Source organism: Bacillus sp. EB106-07-01-XG149 (assembly GCF_058791555.1).
Map to the genome: position 1 here is coordinate 61,287 of NZ_JBYTDP010000001.1, position 18,380 is coordinate 79,666.

Annotated in this window: 14 protein-coding genes and 2 pseudogenes; 12 read left to right on the plus strand and 4 right to left on the minus strand. The window is 33.2% G+C overall.

The window, feature by feature from the left end:
- Nucleotides 1–122: 122 nt before the first annotated feature.
- The 3 genes from AC3WTA_RS00265 (at nt 123) to AC3WTA_RS00275 (ending at nt 5,440) form a co-directional block, all read left to right on the plus strand.
- Complete coding sequence (locus AC3WTA_RS00265) at nt 123–1,283, plus strand: GNAT family N-acetyltransferase (protein ID WP_001100976.1); 1,161 nt, start codon at nt 123–125, stop codon at nt 1,281–1,283.
- Between the two features lie 230 nt (nt 1,284–1,513).
- The gene (locus AC3WTA_RS00270) at nt 1,514–2,080 is read left to right on the plus strand and encodes a TetR/AcrR family transcriptional regulator (protein ID WP_001107298.1); all 567 of its coding nucleotides are present in this window, start codon (nt 1,514–1,516) and stop codon (nt 2,078–2,080) included.
- Nucleotides 2,081–2,323: 243 nt separating this feature from the next.
- A complete protein-coding gene (locus tag AC3WTA_RS00275) occupies nt 2,324–5,440 on the plus strand; it encodes an MMPL family transporter (RefSeq protein WP_000040222.1) in 3,117 nt (1,038 codons plus the stop codon).
- A 29-nt stretch (nt 5,441–5,469) separates the two neighbouring features.
- Here AC3WTA_RS00275 and AC3WTA_RS00280 read toward each other — a convergent pair.
- Nucleotides 5,470–5,643, minus strand: a pseudogene (locus tag AC3WTA_RS00280) (stress protein); the annotation flags it as partial.
- Nucleotides 5,644–5,807: 164 nt separating this feature from the next.
- On the opposite strand from AC3WTA_RS00280, the gene AC3WTA_RS00285 reads away from it, so the two are divergent.
- Both AC3WTA_RS00285 and ltaS read left to right on the plus strand, forming a co-directional pair.
- Nucleotides 5,808–7,433: an ABC-F family ATP-binding cassette domain-containing protein gene (locus AC3WTA_RS00285; RefSeq protein ID WP_000633872.1), complete on the plus strand. Its 1,626-nt coding sequence runs from the start codon at nt 5,808–5,810 to the stop codon at nt 7,431–7,433.
- Nucleotides 7,434–7,962: 529 nt separating this feature from the next.
- A complete protein-coding gene (ltaS, locus tag AC3WTA_RS00290; protein ID WP_000811615.1) occupies nt 7,963–9,936 on the plus strand; it encodes a lipoteichoic acid synthase in 1,974 nt (657 codons plus the stop codon).
- Between the two features lie 58 nt (nt 9,937–9,994).
- Here ltaS and AC3WTA_RS00295 read toward each other — a convergent pair whose 3' ends face one another.
- The 3 genes and pseudogenes from AC3WTA_RS00295 to AC3WTA_RS00305 form a co-directional block, all read right to left on the minus strand.
- The gene (locus AC3WTA_RS00295) at nt 9,995–10,666 is read right to left on the minus strand and encodes a TerC family protein (protein WP_000346929.1); all 672 of its coding nucleotides are present in this window, start codon (nt 10,664–10,666) and stop codon (nt 9,995–9,997) included.
- Between the two features lie 115 nt (nt 10,667–10,781).
- A pseudogene (locus AC3WTA_RS00300) lies at nt 10,782–11,444 on the minus strand (DUF3841 domain-containing protein).
- A gap of 181 nt (nt 11,445–11,625) precedes the next feature.
- Nucleotides 11,626–12,453: a peptidoglycan-N-acetylglucosamine deacetylase gene (locus tag AC3WTA_RS00305; protein ID WP_000551432.1), complete on the minus strand. Its 828-nt coding sequence runs from the start codon at nt 12,451–12,453 to the stop codon at nt 11,626–11,628.
- Nucleotides 12,454–12,670: 217 nt separating this feature from the next.
- Here AC3WTA_RS00305 and AC3WTA_RS00310 point away from each other — a divergent pair, with 217 nt between their 5' ends.
- The 7 genes from AC3WTA_RS00310 to AC3WTA_RS00340 all read left to right on the plus strand — a co-directional run bounded on the left by AC3WTA_RS00310 (nt 12,671) and on the right by AC3WTA_RS00340 (nt 18,348).
- Nucleotides 12,671–12,931, plus strand: a complete 261-nt coding sequence (locus AC3WTA_RS00310; protein WP_001106983.1) for a hypothetical protein — start codon at nt 12,671–12,673, stop codon at nt 12,929–12,931.
- 686 nt (nt 12,932–13,617) lie between these two features.
- On the plus strand, nt 13,618–14,439 hold the full coding sequence (locus AC3WTA_RS00315; protein ID WP_000248723.1) for an MBL fold metallo-hydrolase: 822 nt from the start codon (nt 13,618–13,620) through the stop codon (nt 14,437–14,439).
- Between the two features lie 205 nt (nt 14,440–14,644).
- A complete protein-coding gene (locus AC3WTA_RS00320; protein WP_000800662.1) occupies nt 14,645–15,034 on the plus strand; it encodes a VOC family protein in 390 nt (129 codons plus the stop codon).
- A 166-nt stretch (nt 15,035–15,200) separates the two neighbouring features.
- Complete coding sequence (locus AC3WTA_RS00325) at nt 15,201–16,148, plus strand: PLP-dependent cysteine synthase family protein (protein WP_000172773.1); 948 nt, start codon at nt 15,201–15,203, stop codon at nt 16,146–16,148.
- Nucleotides 16,149–16,385: 237 nt separating this feature from the next.
- Nucleotides 16,386–17,069 (plus strand): DNA alkylation repair protein, encoded by a 684-nt coding sequence (locus tag AC3WTA_RS00330; protein ID WP_000923446.1) that lies wholly within the window; start codon nt 16,386–16,388, stop codon nt 17,067–17,069.
- A gap of 16 nt (nt 17,070–17,085) precedes the next feature.
- The gene (locus AC3WTA_RS00335) at nt 17,086–17,787 is read left to right on the plus strand and encodes a nucleotidyltransferase domain-containing protein (protein WP_000803739.1); all 702 of its coding nucleotides are present in this window, start codon (nt 17,086–17,088) and stop codon (nt 17,785–17,787) included.
- Nucleotides 17,788–17,802: 15 nt separating this feature from the next.
- Nucleotides 17,803–18,348: a GNAT family N-acetyltransferase gene (locus tag AC3WTA_RS00340; RefSeq protein ID WP_001102509.1), complete on the plus strand. Its 546-nt coding sequence runs from the start codon at nt 17,803–17,805 to the stop codon at nt 18,346–18,348.
- The last annotated feature ends 32 nt before the right edge of the window (nt 18,349–18,380 follow it).

Here is an 18,380-nt window from a genome sequence, read left to right on the forward strand (position 1 = left end):
AGATACGGGATGTATCTGCTTTTTATATTGGATTCTTGTCGTTAAGTCTATATAATTTCATTCACCGCGCTGGAATATTGAGAATTGTGGTACAATTCAAACAAGGAATGGAGGAGAAATATATGAACGTTATACGATTAAAAGAAGATAGATTTAGAGAAGCATTACGCTTATCGGAATACGCTTTTCAATATAAAGTTGATGAGGAACGATTGCAGCAACAACTTACAAAGATGAAAGAAAGTCATGAAATATACGGTATTATGGAAGGTAAAGATTTAGCAGCAAAACTGCATCTTATTCCGTTTCATATATACATAGGCAAAGAGAAATTTAAAATGGGAGGCGTTGCAGGGGTAGCGACGTATCCAGAGTATAGAAGAGGCGGGTATGTAAAAGAATTGCTTCAACACTCACTTCAAACGATGAGAAATGACGGATATACAGTATCAATGCTACATCCATTTGCTGTTTCATTTTACCGTAAATACGGCTGGGAACTTTGTGCGAATCTCTTTGTATGTCATATGTCAAAGAGTGATTTAGTTATGAAACAACAAGTAAATGGTACTGTGAAACGTTTCAATAAAGAAAATCACCCAGAAGAGGTCGAAAAGATTTATGAAACATTTGCAGAACGTTTTTCCGGTATGCTAGTTCGCGATGAAAAATGGTGGTTACAAGCTGTTTATGATGATTTAACATTAGCGATTTATTCCGATAAAAATAAAATGGCAGCTGGCTACATGCTATATAAAATAGAAAACTATAAAATGACAGTAGAAGAATTTGTTTCACTGCATAATGAAGCGCGAAATGGTCTGTGGAACTTTATTTGTCAGCATGATTCTATGATTAAAGAACTTGAAATGACAGTAAGTGAAAAAGAACCGTTATTATATACACTGCAAGAGCCACGCGTGAAAGCAGAAATAAAGCCATATTTTATGGGCAGAATTGTAGATGTGGAGCAGTTCTTAAAACAATATGAGTTGAATTGGAACAATGCACAGCAAGAAGTGATTTTACATATTACAGATTCATTTGCACCGTGGAATAACGTTACAGTGAGGCTTGCAAATCATGAAATAACAATTATAGAAGAAGAAATAAAGGATAAAGGAATTAGTCTAGATATAAATGCATTATCTACAATAATGTTTGGATACAAACGTCCGTTACAACTTAATGAACTAGAATTAATTAGCGGAAGTGAAGAGGAAATACGAGCGTTTGAGAATATAGTTCCAGTACGTAAAGCATTTATTTATGATTTCTTTTAAGTTATAAATAGGAAATTGAGCTGTCCCAAATAAAATTTTGGGACGGCTTCAAATTATACTGTCAGTTTTTGTCGGTAAATCGATATATCTTGAAAATCGCTGATATAATTTTTTCACAAACAAGGGATTAAAAACCGAACCGATACTGGTCACGCACTTGACTTTTAATCCATGTAATTTATAATTAAAAACGGAATGAATTTTCATTCCTGAAAATAGAGGTGGAAAAAATGGCTAAAAACAAACAAGAGGATATTTTTGATGCTGCGATGAAACTTTTCGCAGAGCGTGGTTACGATGGTACGACAATTCCAATGATCGCTGAAAAGGCAAAAGTCGGTGCGGGTACTATTTATCGCTATTTTGAAAATAAAGAGGCACTTGTTAACTCATTATTTTCAAAAAGTATGTTAGAGCTTTCTGAAATGATAAAAACGGATTTTCCTGTTGAAGCAAATATTCGTGAACAGTTTAGTCATACGTACAACCGTTTATTTGAATTTGCGAGAAACAATGTGGATGCTTTTTTATTTACAAATTCTCACTGTGATAGTTATTTTCTTGATGAACAAAGTAAGAAAATATTTGAAGATTTTATAGGCTTCTTTATGAATATTATTGAAGATGGAATCGCAAAAGGTTTTCTTCGTCCATTGCCTCCAGTTGCTTTAATTATTATTGTATATCAACCGCTAGAAAAACTAACGAAGGTAATTGCAACAGGGCAATTAGAATACTCAAAAGAATTAGTAAAAGAATTGGAAGAAAGTTCTTGGAACGCTATTAGAATCATTTGATTCTATAGCTAATAAGTATAGGAATGAATATTCATTCCTGAATAGATTTAAAACATGAGAGTAGGAGAGGATATTTGTGTAACAATAGGAATGAACATTCATTCCGGAAAAGGTAGTTTAATAAAGTTAAAAAAATAATGTAATAGAACGAGAGGAATGAACGTTCATTCCGAAAAAGTATTTTTAAAAGGATAGGAATGAATATTCATTCCCTTTTAATTTTCAAAATGGGAGATGATTAAAATGAGTAAGCTGAAAAATTGGAAAAGTTTATCTTTTCTATTATGGATAGTTATTACTATTGCAATGATCGTAACGATGCCTAATATGGATAAATTAGTGAAAGAAAAAGGGCACATTACGATTCCTAATACAGAACAAAGTAGTATTGCTGACAAGATGATAAAAGAGATGGATAAAGACGGGACTGAAAAGTATGAAATTATAGCTGTTTTTAATAGTGGAAGTAAAACAGCTTTAACAACTGAGCAAAAAGAGGAGATCGTAAAAACAATCCATGCTTTACAAAATGAAAAAGAGCAATTAGGAATTAAGGAAGTTGTTTCACATTTAGATAATAAAGATTTGGAAAAACAGTTGATATCTAAAGACAATACAACCATTTTAACGCAAATCTCTGTAGATAAAAAAAATGGTGAAATATCAAAAGTTACGAATGGACTTCATAAAAAAGTGCAAACGAAGGGTGTTAAAACGTACTTAACAGGAAGTGATTTAATAGCGGGTGATTTTCTTACTTCCTCCCAAGAGGGAGTGAAGAAGACGGAAGTTATTTCTATCATTTTCATTCTAGTTGTATTAATCATTGTATTTCGTTCACCAATTGTTCCAATTGTTTCCCTTCTTACTGTTGGTGTATCATATTTAGTTTCAATGGGGATTATTGCCCATTTAGTAGATCAATTTAATTTTCCGTTTTCTAACTTTACACAAGTGTTTGTAGTCGTTGTCCTGTTTGGGGTTGGAACAGACTATAACATTTTATTATATACAAGATTTAAAGAAGAATTAAGTAAACAAGAAAATGCATTTTTAGCTACGAAAGAAACTTTCAAATCAGCAGGGAAAACCGTTTTATATAGCGGAATAGCAGTACTAATTGGTTTTGCATCTCTTGCTTTAGCGAGTTTTAAATTATATCAATCTACTTCAGCGGTAGCAATTGGTGTCGCAGTATTATTACTCGTATTAACTACGTTAAATCCATTTTTTATGGTGCTTTTAGGAAAAGGAATGTTTTATCCAGTTAAAACATTTAAGGGGCATGAGGATAGTCGTTTATGGGGATTTCTTGCGAAAAACTCAGTAGTAAGACCATTCGCAGCTTTAATCATCGTATTTGTGATATCGATTCCTTTCGTAATGAAATACTCTAACACACTAAATTACAATGATTTATTTGAAGTAGATAATAAATATGAGTCGAAAATGGGGATTAACGTAATAGAAGAGCATTTTCCACCAGGTTTTTCTTCACCAAGTACGTTAGTCATTCAATCAGATAACAAGTTAAATGAGGCGAGTTCGTTGCAAACTTTAGACGAACTAACTGATAAGATTTTGAAAGTGAAAGGTGTTTCAGAAGTATATTCACCGACGCGTCCAACCGGTGAAAGGATAAAAGAACTATATATAAATAAACAAGCGGGAGAACTGAATACAGGTTTAGGAGATGCGAATGGTGGTATAAAGGAAATTAATGATGGATTAACTACTGCAAAAGATAAAATGGGTAGTAAAGATTCAAATAGTCTTGCAAACGTTCAAAAATTAATTGATGGAACAACGAAAGCGAAAAATGGTGTAACAGCATTAGGAACAGCTTTAAATCAACTTTCAAATGGTATAAATGACGGAGCACAAGGTGCGCAGCAAATTGAGAGTGGGTTAACTTCAGTAAATGAAAATATTAGTGTATTATCTAATGCAACTTCACAACTTCATGCTGGCTATGCGCAGTTAGAAAAAGGTTTAAGTTCTTACGATCAATACTTCGGAAGTATTTCTCAAGCGATTGATGGGGCGAAAAAAGGTTACGAACAAATTGAAATGTTAATGACCAATTTCATTCAAACGAAACCAGAATTAGCAAATGATCCGAACATACTGCAGACGATAGGAATTGCTAAAGAGGCTCAAAAACAATTAGGTGGGCTTTCAAATGAATTAAACCAATTAGCAACGCAACATAAAGCAGCAATGGGTTCATTTAAAGAAGCAAATCAATCGTTATCGAAAGTGGATAACGGCTTAAAAGAAATGAGCGATGGAGTTACTAAGTTACAAAAAGGAGCAGCTGATCTTAAAAATGGATTAAATGAAGGTGCTTCAGGCTCAAAACAAATTGCGAACAAGTCATCTGAGTTACAAACCGGATTAACAAAAATAAATGATGGGCAAGGCCAGTTATTAACCGGGCTGAAAGACTTGCAAGAACAGATGGGGCAATTACAATCAGGATTATCTAAAAGTACAGAAGGGCTTGAAAAGGTAAGTAACGGCCTAGGAGATGCTCAGAAATATTTAGGGGAACTAAATGAATCAAAAAGCTCTGCGAAATTTTATATACCAAAAGAAGTTTTAGAGGGGGAAGATTTCCAAAAAGCATTGAATACGTACATGTCACAAGATAGAAAGACTGCTAAAATGACAATCATTTTAGACGTAAATCCGTATTCCAAAGAAGCGATGCCAATTATTGAGGAAATTAATAAAACGATAGACGGTACGCTAAATGGTACAGAATTAAATTCGGCGAAAAAAGCAATCGGAGGTACAACAGCTAGAAACGTTGATTTAAAAGAAGTAACAGGTCAAGACTTCTTACGTACAGCTACAATTATGTTAATTGGCATTGCGATTGTATTACTCGCTATTACACGGTCATTTTTAAATACAATCTTTATTATTGGATCTTTAATATTAGCCTATTTTGCATCACTTGGCATAAGTGAACAAATTAGTACACACGTATTAAACGTAGAGTCATTAAGCTGGAATGTACCATTCTTTAGTTTTATTATGATTGTCGCTTTAGGTGTGGATTATAGCATTTTCGTAATGATGCGATACAATGAACTAGAAGGGGACCCAGCAACGAAAATTGTAAATGCATCTCGTCACATAGGAGGAGTTGTATTATCAGCGGCACTTATTTTAGGCGGAACATTTGCTGCATTAATCCCTTCAGGTGTATTGACACTTATACAAGTAGCATCCGTTGTTGGTGTTGCACTGTTACTATTAGCTATCATTGTGATGCCAATATTGTTACCTGCATTAATAGGGTTAACGAGTAAAATGAAGCATTATACGAAAAAATTAAGTAAAAGAAAATAAAAGAATCCCTTTTTAAAAGGGGATTCTTCTTATTTAATAAACTTGTCCATCACGTCTTTATATTTTGCAAATTCTTCATCTTTCATATCTCCATTCATTTGTAAAAGAAAATTGCCTTTTGCATGTGTATGCGAGAATAACATAGGAGTAGAATTTCCTAATTCATCGTAATATTTCTTAACTTTTTCTAGGTCTTCTTTCTTTTTATTCAAGGTAGAAAAGGGATGAATAGCAATCAACCGTTGCTATTCATCCATCTTCTACTATATAATAGCTATAGTCTACAATAATTGAGTCGTAATATGCGATTTTTTAAGACAATCGGTGAGAAAACGCTGAAATAAGCGGTATTAGTAGGAGGACACAAATGATTACAGTAAGTAACGTTAGTTTGCGTTTCGCGGATCGCAAATTATTTGAAGATGTTAACATAAAATTCACGCCAGGTAACTGCTACGGTTTAATCGGAGCAAACGGTGCGGGTAAATCAACATTTCTAAAGATTTTATCTGGAGAAATTGAACAATCAACAGGTGATATACATATTACGCCAGGTGAGCGTCTAGCAGTATTAAAACAGAATCACTTCGAATATGAAGAGTTCCCAGTATTAGAAACAGTAATTATGGGTCACACGCAACTTTACAAAGTAATGCAAGAGAAAAATGCCATTTACATGAAAGAAGACTTTAGTGATGAAGATGGTATGCGTGCTGCTGAACTTGAAGGTGAGTTCGCTGAGCTTAACGGTTGGGAAGCAGAATCAGAAGCTGCAATCCTTCTTAAAGGTTTAGGTATTGGTGAAGATGTTCATGATAAGAAATTGTCAGAATTAACTGGTGCAGAGAAAGTAAAAGTATTACTTGCTCAAGCATTATTTGGTAAACCTGACATTCTATTACTAGATGAGCCTACCAACCACTTGGACTTAAAAGCGATTCAATGGTTAGAAAACTTCTTAATGAACTTTGAAAATACAGTAATCGTTGTATCCCATGACCGTCACTTCTTAAATAAAGTTTGTACGCACATGGCTGATCTTGATTTCGGTAAAATTCAACTTTATGTTGGTAACTATGACTTCTGGTATGAGTCAAGTCAATTAGCTTTAAAATTAACACAAGATGCTAATAAGAAAAAAGAAGAGAAAGTAAAAGAGTTACAAAACTTTATTGCACGCTTTAGCTCAAACGCATCTAAAGCGAAACAAGCAACTTCTCGTAAAAAATTATTAGATAAAATTACATTAGATGATATTAGACCATCATCACGTCGTTACCCATTTGTTGGCTTTACACCTGAGCGTGAAATAGGAAATGACTTATTAACTGTTGAAGGTCTTTCTAAAACAATTGATGGTGAAAAAGTGTTAGATAATGTGTACTTTACTTTAAATAAAGGTGATAAAGTTGCATTTATCGGTCGTAACGATATTGCGATGACAACATTATTCAAAATCCTTATGGGTGAAATGGAGCCAGATAGCGGTTCATTCAAATGGGGCGTTACAACATCTCAATCTTACTTCCCAAGAGATAACTCTAAATACTTTGAGAACAGTGACTCCAACTTAGTTGATTGGTTACGCCAATTCTCTCCACAAGATGAGTCAGAAAGCTTCTTACGTGGTTTCTTAGGCCGTATGTTATTCTCAGGTGAAGAAGTTAAGAAGAACGTTTCTGTATTATCTGGAGGCGAAAAAGTTCGTTGTATGCTATCTAAAATGATGTTAAGTGGTGCGAATGTAATCACACTTGACGATCCAACGAACCACTTAGACCTTGAGTCTATCACTGCATTAAACAACGGTTTAATCGCATTTAAAGGTACAATGTTATTCACATCTCATGACCATCAGTTCGTACAAACAATTGCAAACCGCATTATCGAAGTAACGCCAAACGGTGTAATCGATAAAGAGGCTACTTACGATGAGTTCTTAGAAAATGAAGAACTTCAAAAACAAGTAGAAGCAATGTACAAAGGTCAATAATAAATGATGAAAAACCTCGCTCTCTTTATGAAAGCGAGGTTTTTTTATAATCTTTGATTTTATGAATTATGAATAATTATTCAAAAATAACTTTAGAGAAGGAAAGACATTTTGAAGTTACATATAGAGGAATGGCTGAAGTATGAATAAACTTGAAATACATTAAGATATTTAATATACACCGAAAAAAACAAATGCTATCTATTGTGAATTTCATTATATTACATTAATGTTCCAGAACTGGAGACATATTTATTTGCGAAGCAGTGAATAAAGGTTTATAGTATGTGGAGTCATAATTAGTGGATGAGACTTGGGAGAAAACAGAAAATGTTACAAATTTATTTTATTAAATAGAAACCAAGGTCAAAATGTCTAGAAAGAAATAGTTGAATAAATACTAGCTTCAAATTATAATTACTAATATTCTTCATTTAGTTAAACAAACAAAATCTATTTGAAGATAAAAAATTGAATAAAGACAGACTTATAAAAAAATAAGCCTTGGATGATCAAAAGAGGTGGAGAGATGAAACAATTACTATTAAAGAGTAAGCGAGTGTTAAGCAATCACTTTGGATTTTTCGTGTTTGCCATTATTTTATTCTGGTTAAAAACATACGCAGCATATGTGACAGAATTTAATTTAGGGATATCCAACACAATCCAAAAGTTTTTACTGTTTTTCAACCCGTTAAGCTCAGCAGTTTTATTTTTAGGGCTCGCATTATTCGCAAAGGGGAAACGTGCTTACATTTGGTTAATTGTTATTAATTTGTTAATGTCTATACTGTTATACGCAAACGTAGTATATTATCGCTTTTTCAGTGACTTTATTACGTTCCCGACATTAACACAAACGAATAACTTTGGAGATTTAGGTGGTAGTATTTTTGCATTGCTACACGTCTATGATCCACTATATTTTTTAGATACAATCATTTTAATTGCTTTAGTCGCAACAAAATTTGCAAGTCCAAAACCAATTCGTGTTGCGAAACATAAATTATCACTAGTATTTGTAGCAGGTATTTTATTATTCAGTATTAACTTAGGTCTTGCAGAATCTGATCGTCCTGAATTATTAACAAGAACATTTGACCGTAATTATATTGTGAAATATTTAGGGGCATACAACTATACGATTTATGATGGCATTCAAAGTGCGAAAGCATCAACAGAACGAGCGTTAGCTGATGGAGATAATATGACAGAGGTTAGAAATTATCTTGCATCAACATATGCAAGTCCAAATCCTGAGTACTTTGGTAAAGGAAAAGGAATGAACGTAATTTATATTCATTTAGAATCATTCCAAAACTTTTTAATTGATTATAAATTAAATGGGCAAGAAGTTACACCGTTCTTAAACTCATTTACAAAAGATGCGAATACGTTATACTTTGATAACTTCTTCCATCAAACAGGACAAGGTAAAACATCTGATGCGGAGTTCATGCTAGAAAACTCAATGTTTGGATTACCACAAGGATCTGTTTTTACAAATAAAGCTCATAACACGTTTCAATCAGCACCAGCTATTTTAGGTCAACAAGGATACACATCAGCAGTGTTCCACGGTAACTATAAAACGTTCTGGAACCGTGACGATATTTATAAATCATTTGGTTTTAATAAATTCTTTGATGCGTCATACTACGATATGAACGAAAAAGATGTAGTAAACTATGGATTAAAAGATAAACCGTTCTTTAACGAATCTATACCATTATTACAAACATTGAAACAACCGTTCTATACGAAGTTCATTACGCTATCAAACCATTTCCCTTATCCAATTGATAAAGAGGAAGCGACGATTGAACCAGCTAAAACAGGTGACTCTTCAGTAGATACGTATTTCCAAACAGCACGTTATTTAGATGAGTCTGTAAAAGGATTCTTGGATTACTTGAAACAATCTGGTTTATACGATAACTCAATTATCGTTATGTACGGTGATCATTACGGTATTTCTGATAATCATGGCGCAGCAATGTCTCAAATAATGGGTAAAGAAATGAACTCATTTGAAAATGCACAACTGCAACGTGTACCATTAATCATTCGTGTTCCAGGAATGAAGGGTGGCGTACAACATCAATACGGCGGAGAAATTGATGTTCTTCCGACACTATTACACTTACTAGGTACAGATACGAAAAATTATGTCCAGTTCGGATCAGATTTATTATCACCAGAGCATAAACAAGTCGTTCCATTCCGTAACGGTAACTTCGTAAGTCCAACAGTTACTGCACTGAATGGAAAATACTATGATACAGCTACTGGTGAATCTGTAGAATTAACAGACGAAATAAAACAAAATGAACAAATGGTTCAAAAATCACTGAAATACTCTGACCAAGTTGTTAACGGTGACTTATTACGATTCTATACACCGGAAGGATTTACACCGGTCGATCGTTCGAAGTACAACTATAACCATCGTGATAAAAATAAAACGAAGGTAAAGACGACTGAAGACGGAGAAACGAAATAAATATTAAAAAGCGCTACTCATTTGAGTAGCGCTTTTGTTTGTACATATAACGTTGGCATTATATAGAATTATCTTTCGTTTTTTGTTTCATCTTTCCAAAGAATACTACACCGGCAATGATAATAATGATAAATACCCATTTTATGAAAGGATTACTTTCGAAAAATCCAGCGAACCATTTTTCATCTACAATCATTTTCGCGGCAGTATAAGCTAAAACAGCTGCTCCAATTGTAATGATGACAGGGAATCGGTCCACCCATTTTAAAATTAATGTACTACCCCATACTACTACTGGAATGGACACTAATAGCCCGATGATGACTAAAGAAAAATTGCCATGCGCAGCTCCGGCAACAGCGAGAACATTATCAATTCCCATTAACGCATCAGCTATAATAATGGTTTTTATAGCAGACCAAAATCCTTCTTCTGCTTTAATATCATGATCTTTACCTTCAGCAATTAATTTGTAAGCGATCCATATAAGGAGTACACCACCAATTAGAAGTAGCCCTGGTATTTTTAACAACCAAACGACAACTAAAGTAGCGAGGGCTCTAATCGCGATTGCCCCGATAGTTCCCCATATAATAACTTTCTTTTGTTGATCTTTCGGTAATCGCCTTGCTGCTAATCCAATTACTATGGCATTATCACCGGCTAACACTAAATCAATTACAATGATGGCAAGTAATGCTGATAAATATTCGGCTGAAAGAAAATCCATATACACATCACTCCTTAAGAGTAATATGTGCTAAAGTGTTGATAATATAAAAAATAGGATTGAATTTGTATATTCAATCCTATTTTTTGACTGTCTTTTGATATGTATATGTGTTTTAATTCCGTATAAGTCGCTTTTGTAGTTTTTTTTGCTTATCTTTTTTCTTTTTTAATTTTCGATTCATCTTATTAATACGGCTTTCTTTTCTGTTATCCCATTTATCACTTCTGATTGTATTAATAGACTTATCTTCCTTAGCACGAAAACGTCGTACTTTTTTCACGAAGGAAAGGGGAATTCTACCAATGACACCTTGTTTTTCTAATGAATCCTCTTTGCCTAGACACCAATCAGGATGTGATAATAAATAGTCGAAATCGAATATTATCCCGTATTCTTTATCCATATAGGTATACCATTCATCTAATGTACACTTATTTTTTGTATGTAAATATATTGATTCATCAGTCATAGCGCAGCACCAATAGTCAAAATAGCTCCATAGCACCCATTCATTCGGCACATCAAGTGTTAAAATTACCATTTTTGAATTTTCTCTACCCCAAGCTATCTGATTTCGGTTTGGATAATTATTTTCTTCCCATACCCAAATAGGATAGTTACCTTCGTAGTAGGGTAATCTTTTTTTAGCTACACGTACCATTCAATCGTATGAATATATAAAATCAGGATCGATGTATTCTTTACTTCCTTCTAAATAACCAAGATTCTTAAATTGTTTCCACGCTGCTTCATTTTGAACTGTATATACGATCATGTGACACCTACTTATGTAATGTAGGTTACAGTATAGCATGTGATGATACTAAATTAAATTAATGTGATTTATATTTTCTATTGATATAAAGGAAGAGGGGGGAATCGAATATACGAGAAGAAATTTCAAAAACGATAAAAAAAGACTCAATAACCTACTAGAGGAAATCAAGTCTTTTTTATTACATACGGTTATCGTGCCAGAAGTTTAATGGGAAGTGTTCGTTCTCACTATAACTTTCTAATTCATATCCTTTTTCTTTCAACCCTTTAATAATTCCAGGTACTGCTTTAACGGATTGTGGATGAATATCGTGCATTAGAATAACTTCTGTTGGCTTGTTAGCTCCATTTACAACGTTTTGCACAATTTTAGCTGATGCAGCATCAACAGGCATTTTACTGTATGTCCAGTCTAAAGAATCAATTGTCCAATCCCAAACTTTTAATCCGTTTTCGACAACTTTGTTGCGAAGAGCTTCGTTTAATCCTGGCATTGAGCCGTAAGATGGACGAGTTAATACTGGTGATTTACCTAGAACACCAGCGATTAAGCCTTGATCTTCCTTCATTTCATCTACATAACGACCTTCTGTGTAAAGTTTCTTGTAGTTATGAGTCATACTGTGCATCCCAACGTAGTGGCCTTCAGCATCTTCACGTTTTACAAGATCAGGGAAAGCTTTTACGTTTGAACCAATTAGGAAAAATGTTGCTTTTGCATTTTCTTTCTTTAACATATCTAAAAGCTCAGCTGTGTATTTTCCAGGACCGTCATCAAATGTTAAGTAAGCTACTTTTCTAACTTGCCCATTATATTGTTTTGGAGCTTCTTTCGGTGCAAGAGATGATTGAATTTCACTTACAAGTTGAACAGATTTTGCTTCATCCTCTGTACTTGCTAGAGCAGTATGTGCTGATCCTAAAGCCGCTTCGTATGTAAATAATACCCCCGCGCAAATCAACATAGCCCTTTTTACTAAAGTTGTCATTCGAATTCCATTGTGCATAATTTTCCTTCTCTCTATAAAAGTTCTACTCTACTATATTAGCAATTATAGGGCGGTAATTGCAAAAAAACTTTTTTACAAGAGTAAAAAAGTTTGGTCAAAAGTATGCAAGATTTTAAAGGGGTATCATTTCGAAAGAAACGTCACAAATAATTGGATAATTTTAATTATGAGTTGGAAACAATACAAGGGATATTAATTTTAGGAGGTGCTTTAATTGAATTATAAAAAAATGCTTTCAATATTTATGACAAGCATATTTACAGTAGGATTATTAATTGGCTGTAATCCAGCTCCAAAAGACGAAAAGGAGCCAGATCCAACGGAGGAACCTTCTGAACAAAGACAGGAGGAAAAAAATGAAAAACAAGATCCTGCTAAAGAAAAAAATAATGAGTTAAACAAAAAGGATGAACAAGAACCAGATCCAACAGAAGAGCCATCTGAGGAACAAAAGAAGAAAAAAGAAAATGAGTAGTTGTAGTTTAATGAAATATGTAACGTGATTTTGTAACGAAGAATATTTTCTAAAATATACAACCACTTTTCTTACTTTATAAAAAAGTGGTTGTATAAAATTGCATATGCATTTAAATATTTCATGGATATAAATTTTGTCTCAAGGCTACTTTTTAATTCATGTAGTTTGTGATGTTTATTTCCCCTAAAATGAAGCTTGAAATCAATATTCATTTATCTTTACAAACTCTTCAATCATCAAATTAAATTCACCCGATAGTTTTATCAACAAACTTTATGTTGCTACTGCTTTCTGTATTACATACTTCGTACAGTATAATTACAATTTTTATTATACTCTCTCCTTAATTTAAATCTACTATCCCCCTGATGTGTATTAGTAAGTATTATAGTGATAAAGTTGTAACAAAATCTTTCAATTGCTTCATTTATTTTATGAAGATTTGCTCTTTCTTTTAACGATTAAAGGTTTAAGTATATTAGAAAGTTTTAATATAATTAAAACTCTATTTTCTTGGAAGCAGCAAATAAAAATTAAAGAAATTAGACTAAAGTGTTAAAAGGAAGGGGGCTAATCATACTTTCGTATTACTTCATTTTCATTCCAATTATTGATTCGAATATTTTTGTTTTCTATTAAAATATTGGTATAAGAACAATTAAATTTAAAAAGGGAGTGGGAATATGGTTAATTATATTTGCACTACATGTGGAGTACAGTATCCCGAAAATGAAGAAGCACCTTCTCGTTGTAATATTTGCAATGAGGAAAGGCAATATGTGAATCTAATTGGGCAGTCATGGACAACATTAGAAACTATGCAAAATAGCAATTTATACAAAAATGAAATAATAAAAGAAGAAAGTGGTTTGTATAGCATTACTACAAAACCTAAATTTGCAATTGGACAAACAGCATTTTTAATACAAAGTAAAACTCTACATGTTATGTGGGATTGCATTAGCTATTTAGATGATAAAACGATTAAGAGTATATATGATTTAGGTGGTATTCAAGCAATAGCACTTTCTCATCCACATTATTACTCTACACAAGTAAAATGGGCGGAAACATTCAATGTACCTATCTATATTCATGAAGATGATAAAGAGTGGGTGGTTCGCCCGAGTAAACAAATTAAATTTTGGTCTGGGGAACATCTGATATTATCGGAAGAACTTACATTGCATCGCTTAGGAGGCCATTTTAAGGGCGGGACTGTTATGCATTGGAAAGAAGGTAACGAAGGGAAAGGAATTTTGTTATCAGGTGATATTATACAAGTAGTTTCCGATCAAAAATGGGTGAGTTTTATGTATAGTTATCCAAATCTCATCCCATTACCAGCGAATAAAGTTAGAGATATGGCAGAGAAAGTAAAAGATATCCAGTTTAGTCGACTATATAATGCATTTCATGGTGTGGTGGAAGATGCGAATAAGGCTGTACAAAGATCTGCTGATCGGTATATAAAGGCCCTGCAAGGAGAACTTTTTCATACGTAATAAAATATAAGGAAGAACTATTTATTTCATCTCAATATTTATATAACTACTTTTATATGAATTTAATACTAAAGTCCTACTATTTATAAACTAATAGGTCTTTCAACTTAGGTAGTTCTCACACTAATGAGGGATATGAAAGGGAATATATGTAACTTATAATAATTACTATAAAGCTTTGGAAAATGAAAAGGAGGAGATTTGCATGAAGAATTGGGTTCAATTTAGAATTGCAAGACCAACAGATAAATTTGAAGAAGTTATAGGTTTTTATGAGAAGGGGTTAGGGTTAAAGCGTATAGGAGAATTTCATAATCATGAAGGATATGATGGGGTTATGTTTGGAGTACCGGATGCCGAGTATCATTTAGAGTTTACAACGCACGTTAATGGAAGTCCATGTCCGGCACCGACAAAAGATAATTTACTAGTATTTTATATGCCTAATAAAGATGAAATTGAAAAAATAGTGAATCGATTAAGTAATATGGGCTATCATGAGGTGAAACCAGAAAATCCGTATTGGATAGAGAAAGGGACAACAATAGAGGATCCAGATGGTTGGAGAATTGTGCTTATGAACGCATTTGAATAAAGAAGCTCTTTTCGTATGTAATGTAGTGTAACAAAATGATTTAGTCATAAATCCCTACAGCATTTGTAGGGATTTTTATATAAAAAGATTTAGCCAAGAGAGTTATGAAAATGTAGAAAGTATTTTAGCTAAAAATAAATATGATTTATGTAGGAGGAATAGAAGTATGACATTAAAGCATTTTAATGAGTTCGCTAAAAATGTTGGGAATACACCTCTCATTAAATTAGAATGCGAAGAAACGAAGGATCTTTCTGTTTATGCTAAATGTGAATGGCACAACCCTACAGGATCGATTAAGGATAGAGCCGCACTTGGAATGATTAATAAATATTTACAAGAAGCGGACAAAAAACAACCTATTTTAGAGTATAGCGGTGGAAGCTTAGCGAGATCAATTGGCTATATTTGTTATTGTTTAGGAGTTCAATGCACGTTAGTTTTAAGTTCTGGAACTGGTAAATCACTACTAAATGAACTTAAACATTATGGAGCTAACGTGATTTTAGTTGATAAATGTATGGGTTTTTACGCAGTAATTGAAAAGACAATTGAGATTAGCAAACAAAAACCAGAGTTATACTTTTTATTCCAACATTATAATAATGCAAATCTATTAAGTCATATAGAAGGAACAGGACGAGAAATTATTACACAAATGAATGGAAAACCAATACACGCATGGGTAGCATCTGCTGGTACTGGTGGAACTATAATGGGGGTCTATAAAGCAGTAAAGAATTATACAAAAAAAGCTGAGCTACATTTAGTAATGCCTGCTGAATTGCCTTATGGTTCCGAACAACCACCAAATGATTTAAAGAAATATGCTGGATCAGGTGGGTTCGGCCTAGGAAGGAAACAACATTTCATAGAACAGGAAGACAATTTGATAGAAAAACAATGGACATATTCATATAAAGAAACCTTGTATGAAATGGCACGTTTTTATAATGAAACTGGTATGAAAATAGGAACGTCTGCGGCAGCGAATTTATTAGCTGCTAAACAAATTGGAAAAGAAAAAGGCGCGAATTTTAATGTAGTTACAGTTTTTCCGGACGCCGGGTCTATAGAAGAGTGGTCAGATGTAAAGAGCTTACAACAATTATAGAGAAAATCAAACAAAAGTTCTATCATATTCTATTTCTTACAATATGAGAAATTGAAGAAATGAAAACCTGTATATGTAAAATGTACAGGTTTTTAGTGGTTGTTTTAGTTATCTGTAGAAACTTTAAAATTTCACATACCGTATTTTTAAAAATAAATATAGGAAAACCAAAAAGTAATGTAGAATATATCGTACATACATATATGAAGTCAACATAAAAGATAAAGAGGTGGGCATATGTTACTTGAAGAAGTAATGCAGCAACTAGAGGAATATGGAACAGAACAAAATCGTAAAACGTATAAAAACCACGGAGCGAAAGAGCCACTATTCGGAGTTAGTTTTGCCAATTTAAAATTGTTAAAAAAGAAGATAAAAAAAGATCATGATTTAGCAATTTCATTATGGAAAACAAAAAATATGGATGCAATGACTTTAGCAACAATGATTTTAGATCCAAAGAAAGTTACGACAGAACAGCTAAATAAATGGGTACAGGAAGTTGATTATTATTGTTTAATGGACGTTTTGATGACGGCTATTTGTACTTCGCCAATCGCGATAGAAAGAATGGAAGAATGGACAAAGTCTGATGATGAATGGATTGGAAGAGCTGGCTGGTCTTTATTAGCAAATATAGCGATTAAAAATAAAACGTTACATGATGATTTCTTCTCTCCGTATTTAGAAGAGGTTAAAACAAATATACATAATGAAAAAAATAGAAAAAAAGAAGCGATGAATAGTGCTTTAATCGCGATAGGAATTCGTAATGAAGACTTAGAGGGAAAGGCGATTGTAATTGCACGTGAAATTGGAAAAGTACAAGTTGATCACGGGGCAACATCATGCAAAACACCAGACGCAGAGCCGTATATAAAAAAAGCGAGAGAAAGAGCTGAAAAAAAGAAAGTGAAATAAGAAAAGGGGAACGGTTATGAAACCAATGGAAGCGGCACAAAGCATAATTACATCACAATTTCCGAATTGTGATGTAGCTTTACTGGGAGGAAGCGTTGTACGAGGAGAAGCGACAAAAACATCTGATCTGGACATTGTTATAGTTGATCAAAATTTAACGTCTTGTTATAGAGAATCTTTCTATAGTAATGGATGGCCTGTTGAAGTGTTTGTACATAATTTTGAAACGTGTAAAACCTTTTTTAAAATGGATTGTGACCGAGGGAGACCTTCGTTACCACAATTAGTTTCAGAGGGTATTGTATTGAAAGGGGAAAATGAAATTGTTGAGAAATTAAAAAGAGAAGCAAATGATTTACTAAATAAAGGGCCAGCTAAATGGACGGAAGAAATGATGAAGCAGAAACGGTATTTTATTACGGATACTTTGGACGATTTTATTGGTGCATCAAAAAGAGAAGAAGAATTGTTTATCGCAAATTTATTAGCTGATTTATTACATGAATATGTATTAAGAGTAAATGGTAAATGGCTTGGAAATTCAAAATGGTTTATAAGGGTACTTAGAAGGTATGATGAACAGTACGCAGATCAATTTGTAGCAGCGTTCGATCATTTTTATACAACGGGAGAGAAAAGAAAATTAATTATTTTTGTAGAAAAAACGCTAGAACAGTACGGAGGAAGAATGTTTGAAGGGTTTTCTATAGGAAAATAAAAAGGAGATAACGCAATGAATGTACCATATGTTCAATTAAGAGAACTTACACTAGATGATGTAGAAGAGCGATATCAATGGTCATTAGATAAAGAAGTGACAAATCATTTAGTTGTACCGGATCAATATCCACCCTTCACTCGTGAAGATACGAAAAAGTGGATTGAAGCATGTATAAATCGAAAAAATGGTTATGAACAAAGAGCTATCACTACAGAAAACGGCATACATATTGGGTGGGTAGATCTTAAAAACTTTGATAAAACAAATAAAAATGCAGAACTGGGAATCGCGATTGGTAATAAAGAGTATTGGGGTAAAGGATATGGATTAGCAGCTTTATATAGTATGTTACATCTAGCATTCATTGAATTTGAATTAGAAAAAGTTTGGCTACGTGTAGATGAAGATAATTTTCAAGCTAGAAAGAGTTATGAAAAGGCTGGTTTTATTTGTGAAGGATTAATGAGAAATGATCGATTACGTCAAGGGAAGTTCATTCATCGTTATCGTTATAGTATGTTAAGAGAAGAATACGAATCTTTAAATGGTAGTTTATAAAAATATTATGTTAACTAAAAGGAGCTGGAGAA

Excerpts from the sequence above, each read along its gene's own strand:
- AC3WTA_RS00320 (WP_000800662.1), top strand. The coding sequence starts at position 14,645 with ATGAAGAATTGGGTTCAATTTAGAATTGCAAGACCAACAGATAAATTT.
- AC3WTA_RS00285 (WP_000633872.1), top strand. The coding sequence starts at position 5,808 with ATGATTACAGTAAGTAACGTTAGTTTGCGTTTCGCGGATCGCAAATTA.
- AC3WTA_RS00340 (WP_001102509.1), top strand. The coding sequence starts at position 17,803 with ATGAATGTACCATATGTTCAATTAAGAGAACTTACACTAGATGATGTA.
- AC3WTA_RS00265 (WP_001100976.1), top strand. The coding sequence starts at position 123 with ATGAACGTTATACGATTAAAAGAAGATAGATTTAGAGAAGCATTACGC.
- AC3WTA_RS00335 (WP_000803739.1), top strand. The coding sequence starts at position 17,086 with ATGAAACCAATGGAAGCGGCACAAAGCATAATTACATCACAATTTCCG.
- AC3WTA_RS00315 (WP_000248723.1), top strand. The coding sequence starts at position 13,618 with ATGGTTAATTATATTTGCACTACATGTGGAGTACAGTATCCCGAAAAT.
- AC3WTA_RS00305 (WP_000551432.1), bottom strand. The coding sequence starts at position 12,453 with ATGCACAATGGAATTCGAATGACAACTTTAGTAAAAAGGGCTATGTTG.
- AC3WTA_RS00275 (WP_000040222.1), top strand. The coding sequence starts at position 2,324 with ATGAGTAAGCTGAAAAATTGGAAAAGTTTATCTTTTCTATTATGGATA.
- AC3WTA_RS00295 (WP_000346929.1), bottom strand. The coding sequence starts at position 10,666 with ATGGATTTTCTTTCAGCCGAATATTTATCAGCATTACTTGCCATCATT.
- AC3WTA_RS00270 (WP_001107298.1), top strand. The coding sequence starts at position 1,514 with ATGGCTAAAAACAAACAAGAGGATATTTTTGATGCTGCGATGAAACTT.
- ltaS (WP_000811615.1), top strand. The coding sequence starts at position 7,963 with ATGAAACAATTACTATTAAAGAGTAAGCGAGTGTTAAGCAATCACTTT.
- AC3WTA_RS00325 (WP_000172773.1), top strand. The coding sequence starts at position 15,201 with ATGACATTAAAGCATTTTAATGAGTTCGCTAAAAATGTTGGGAATACA.
- AC3WTA_RS00330 (WP_000923446.1), top strand. The coding sequence starts at position 16,386 with ATGTTACTTGAAGAAGTAATGCAGCAACTAGAGGAATATGGAACAGAA.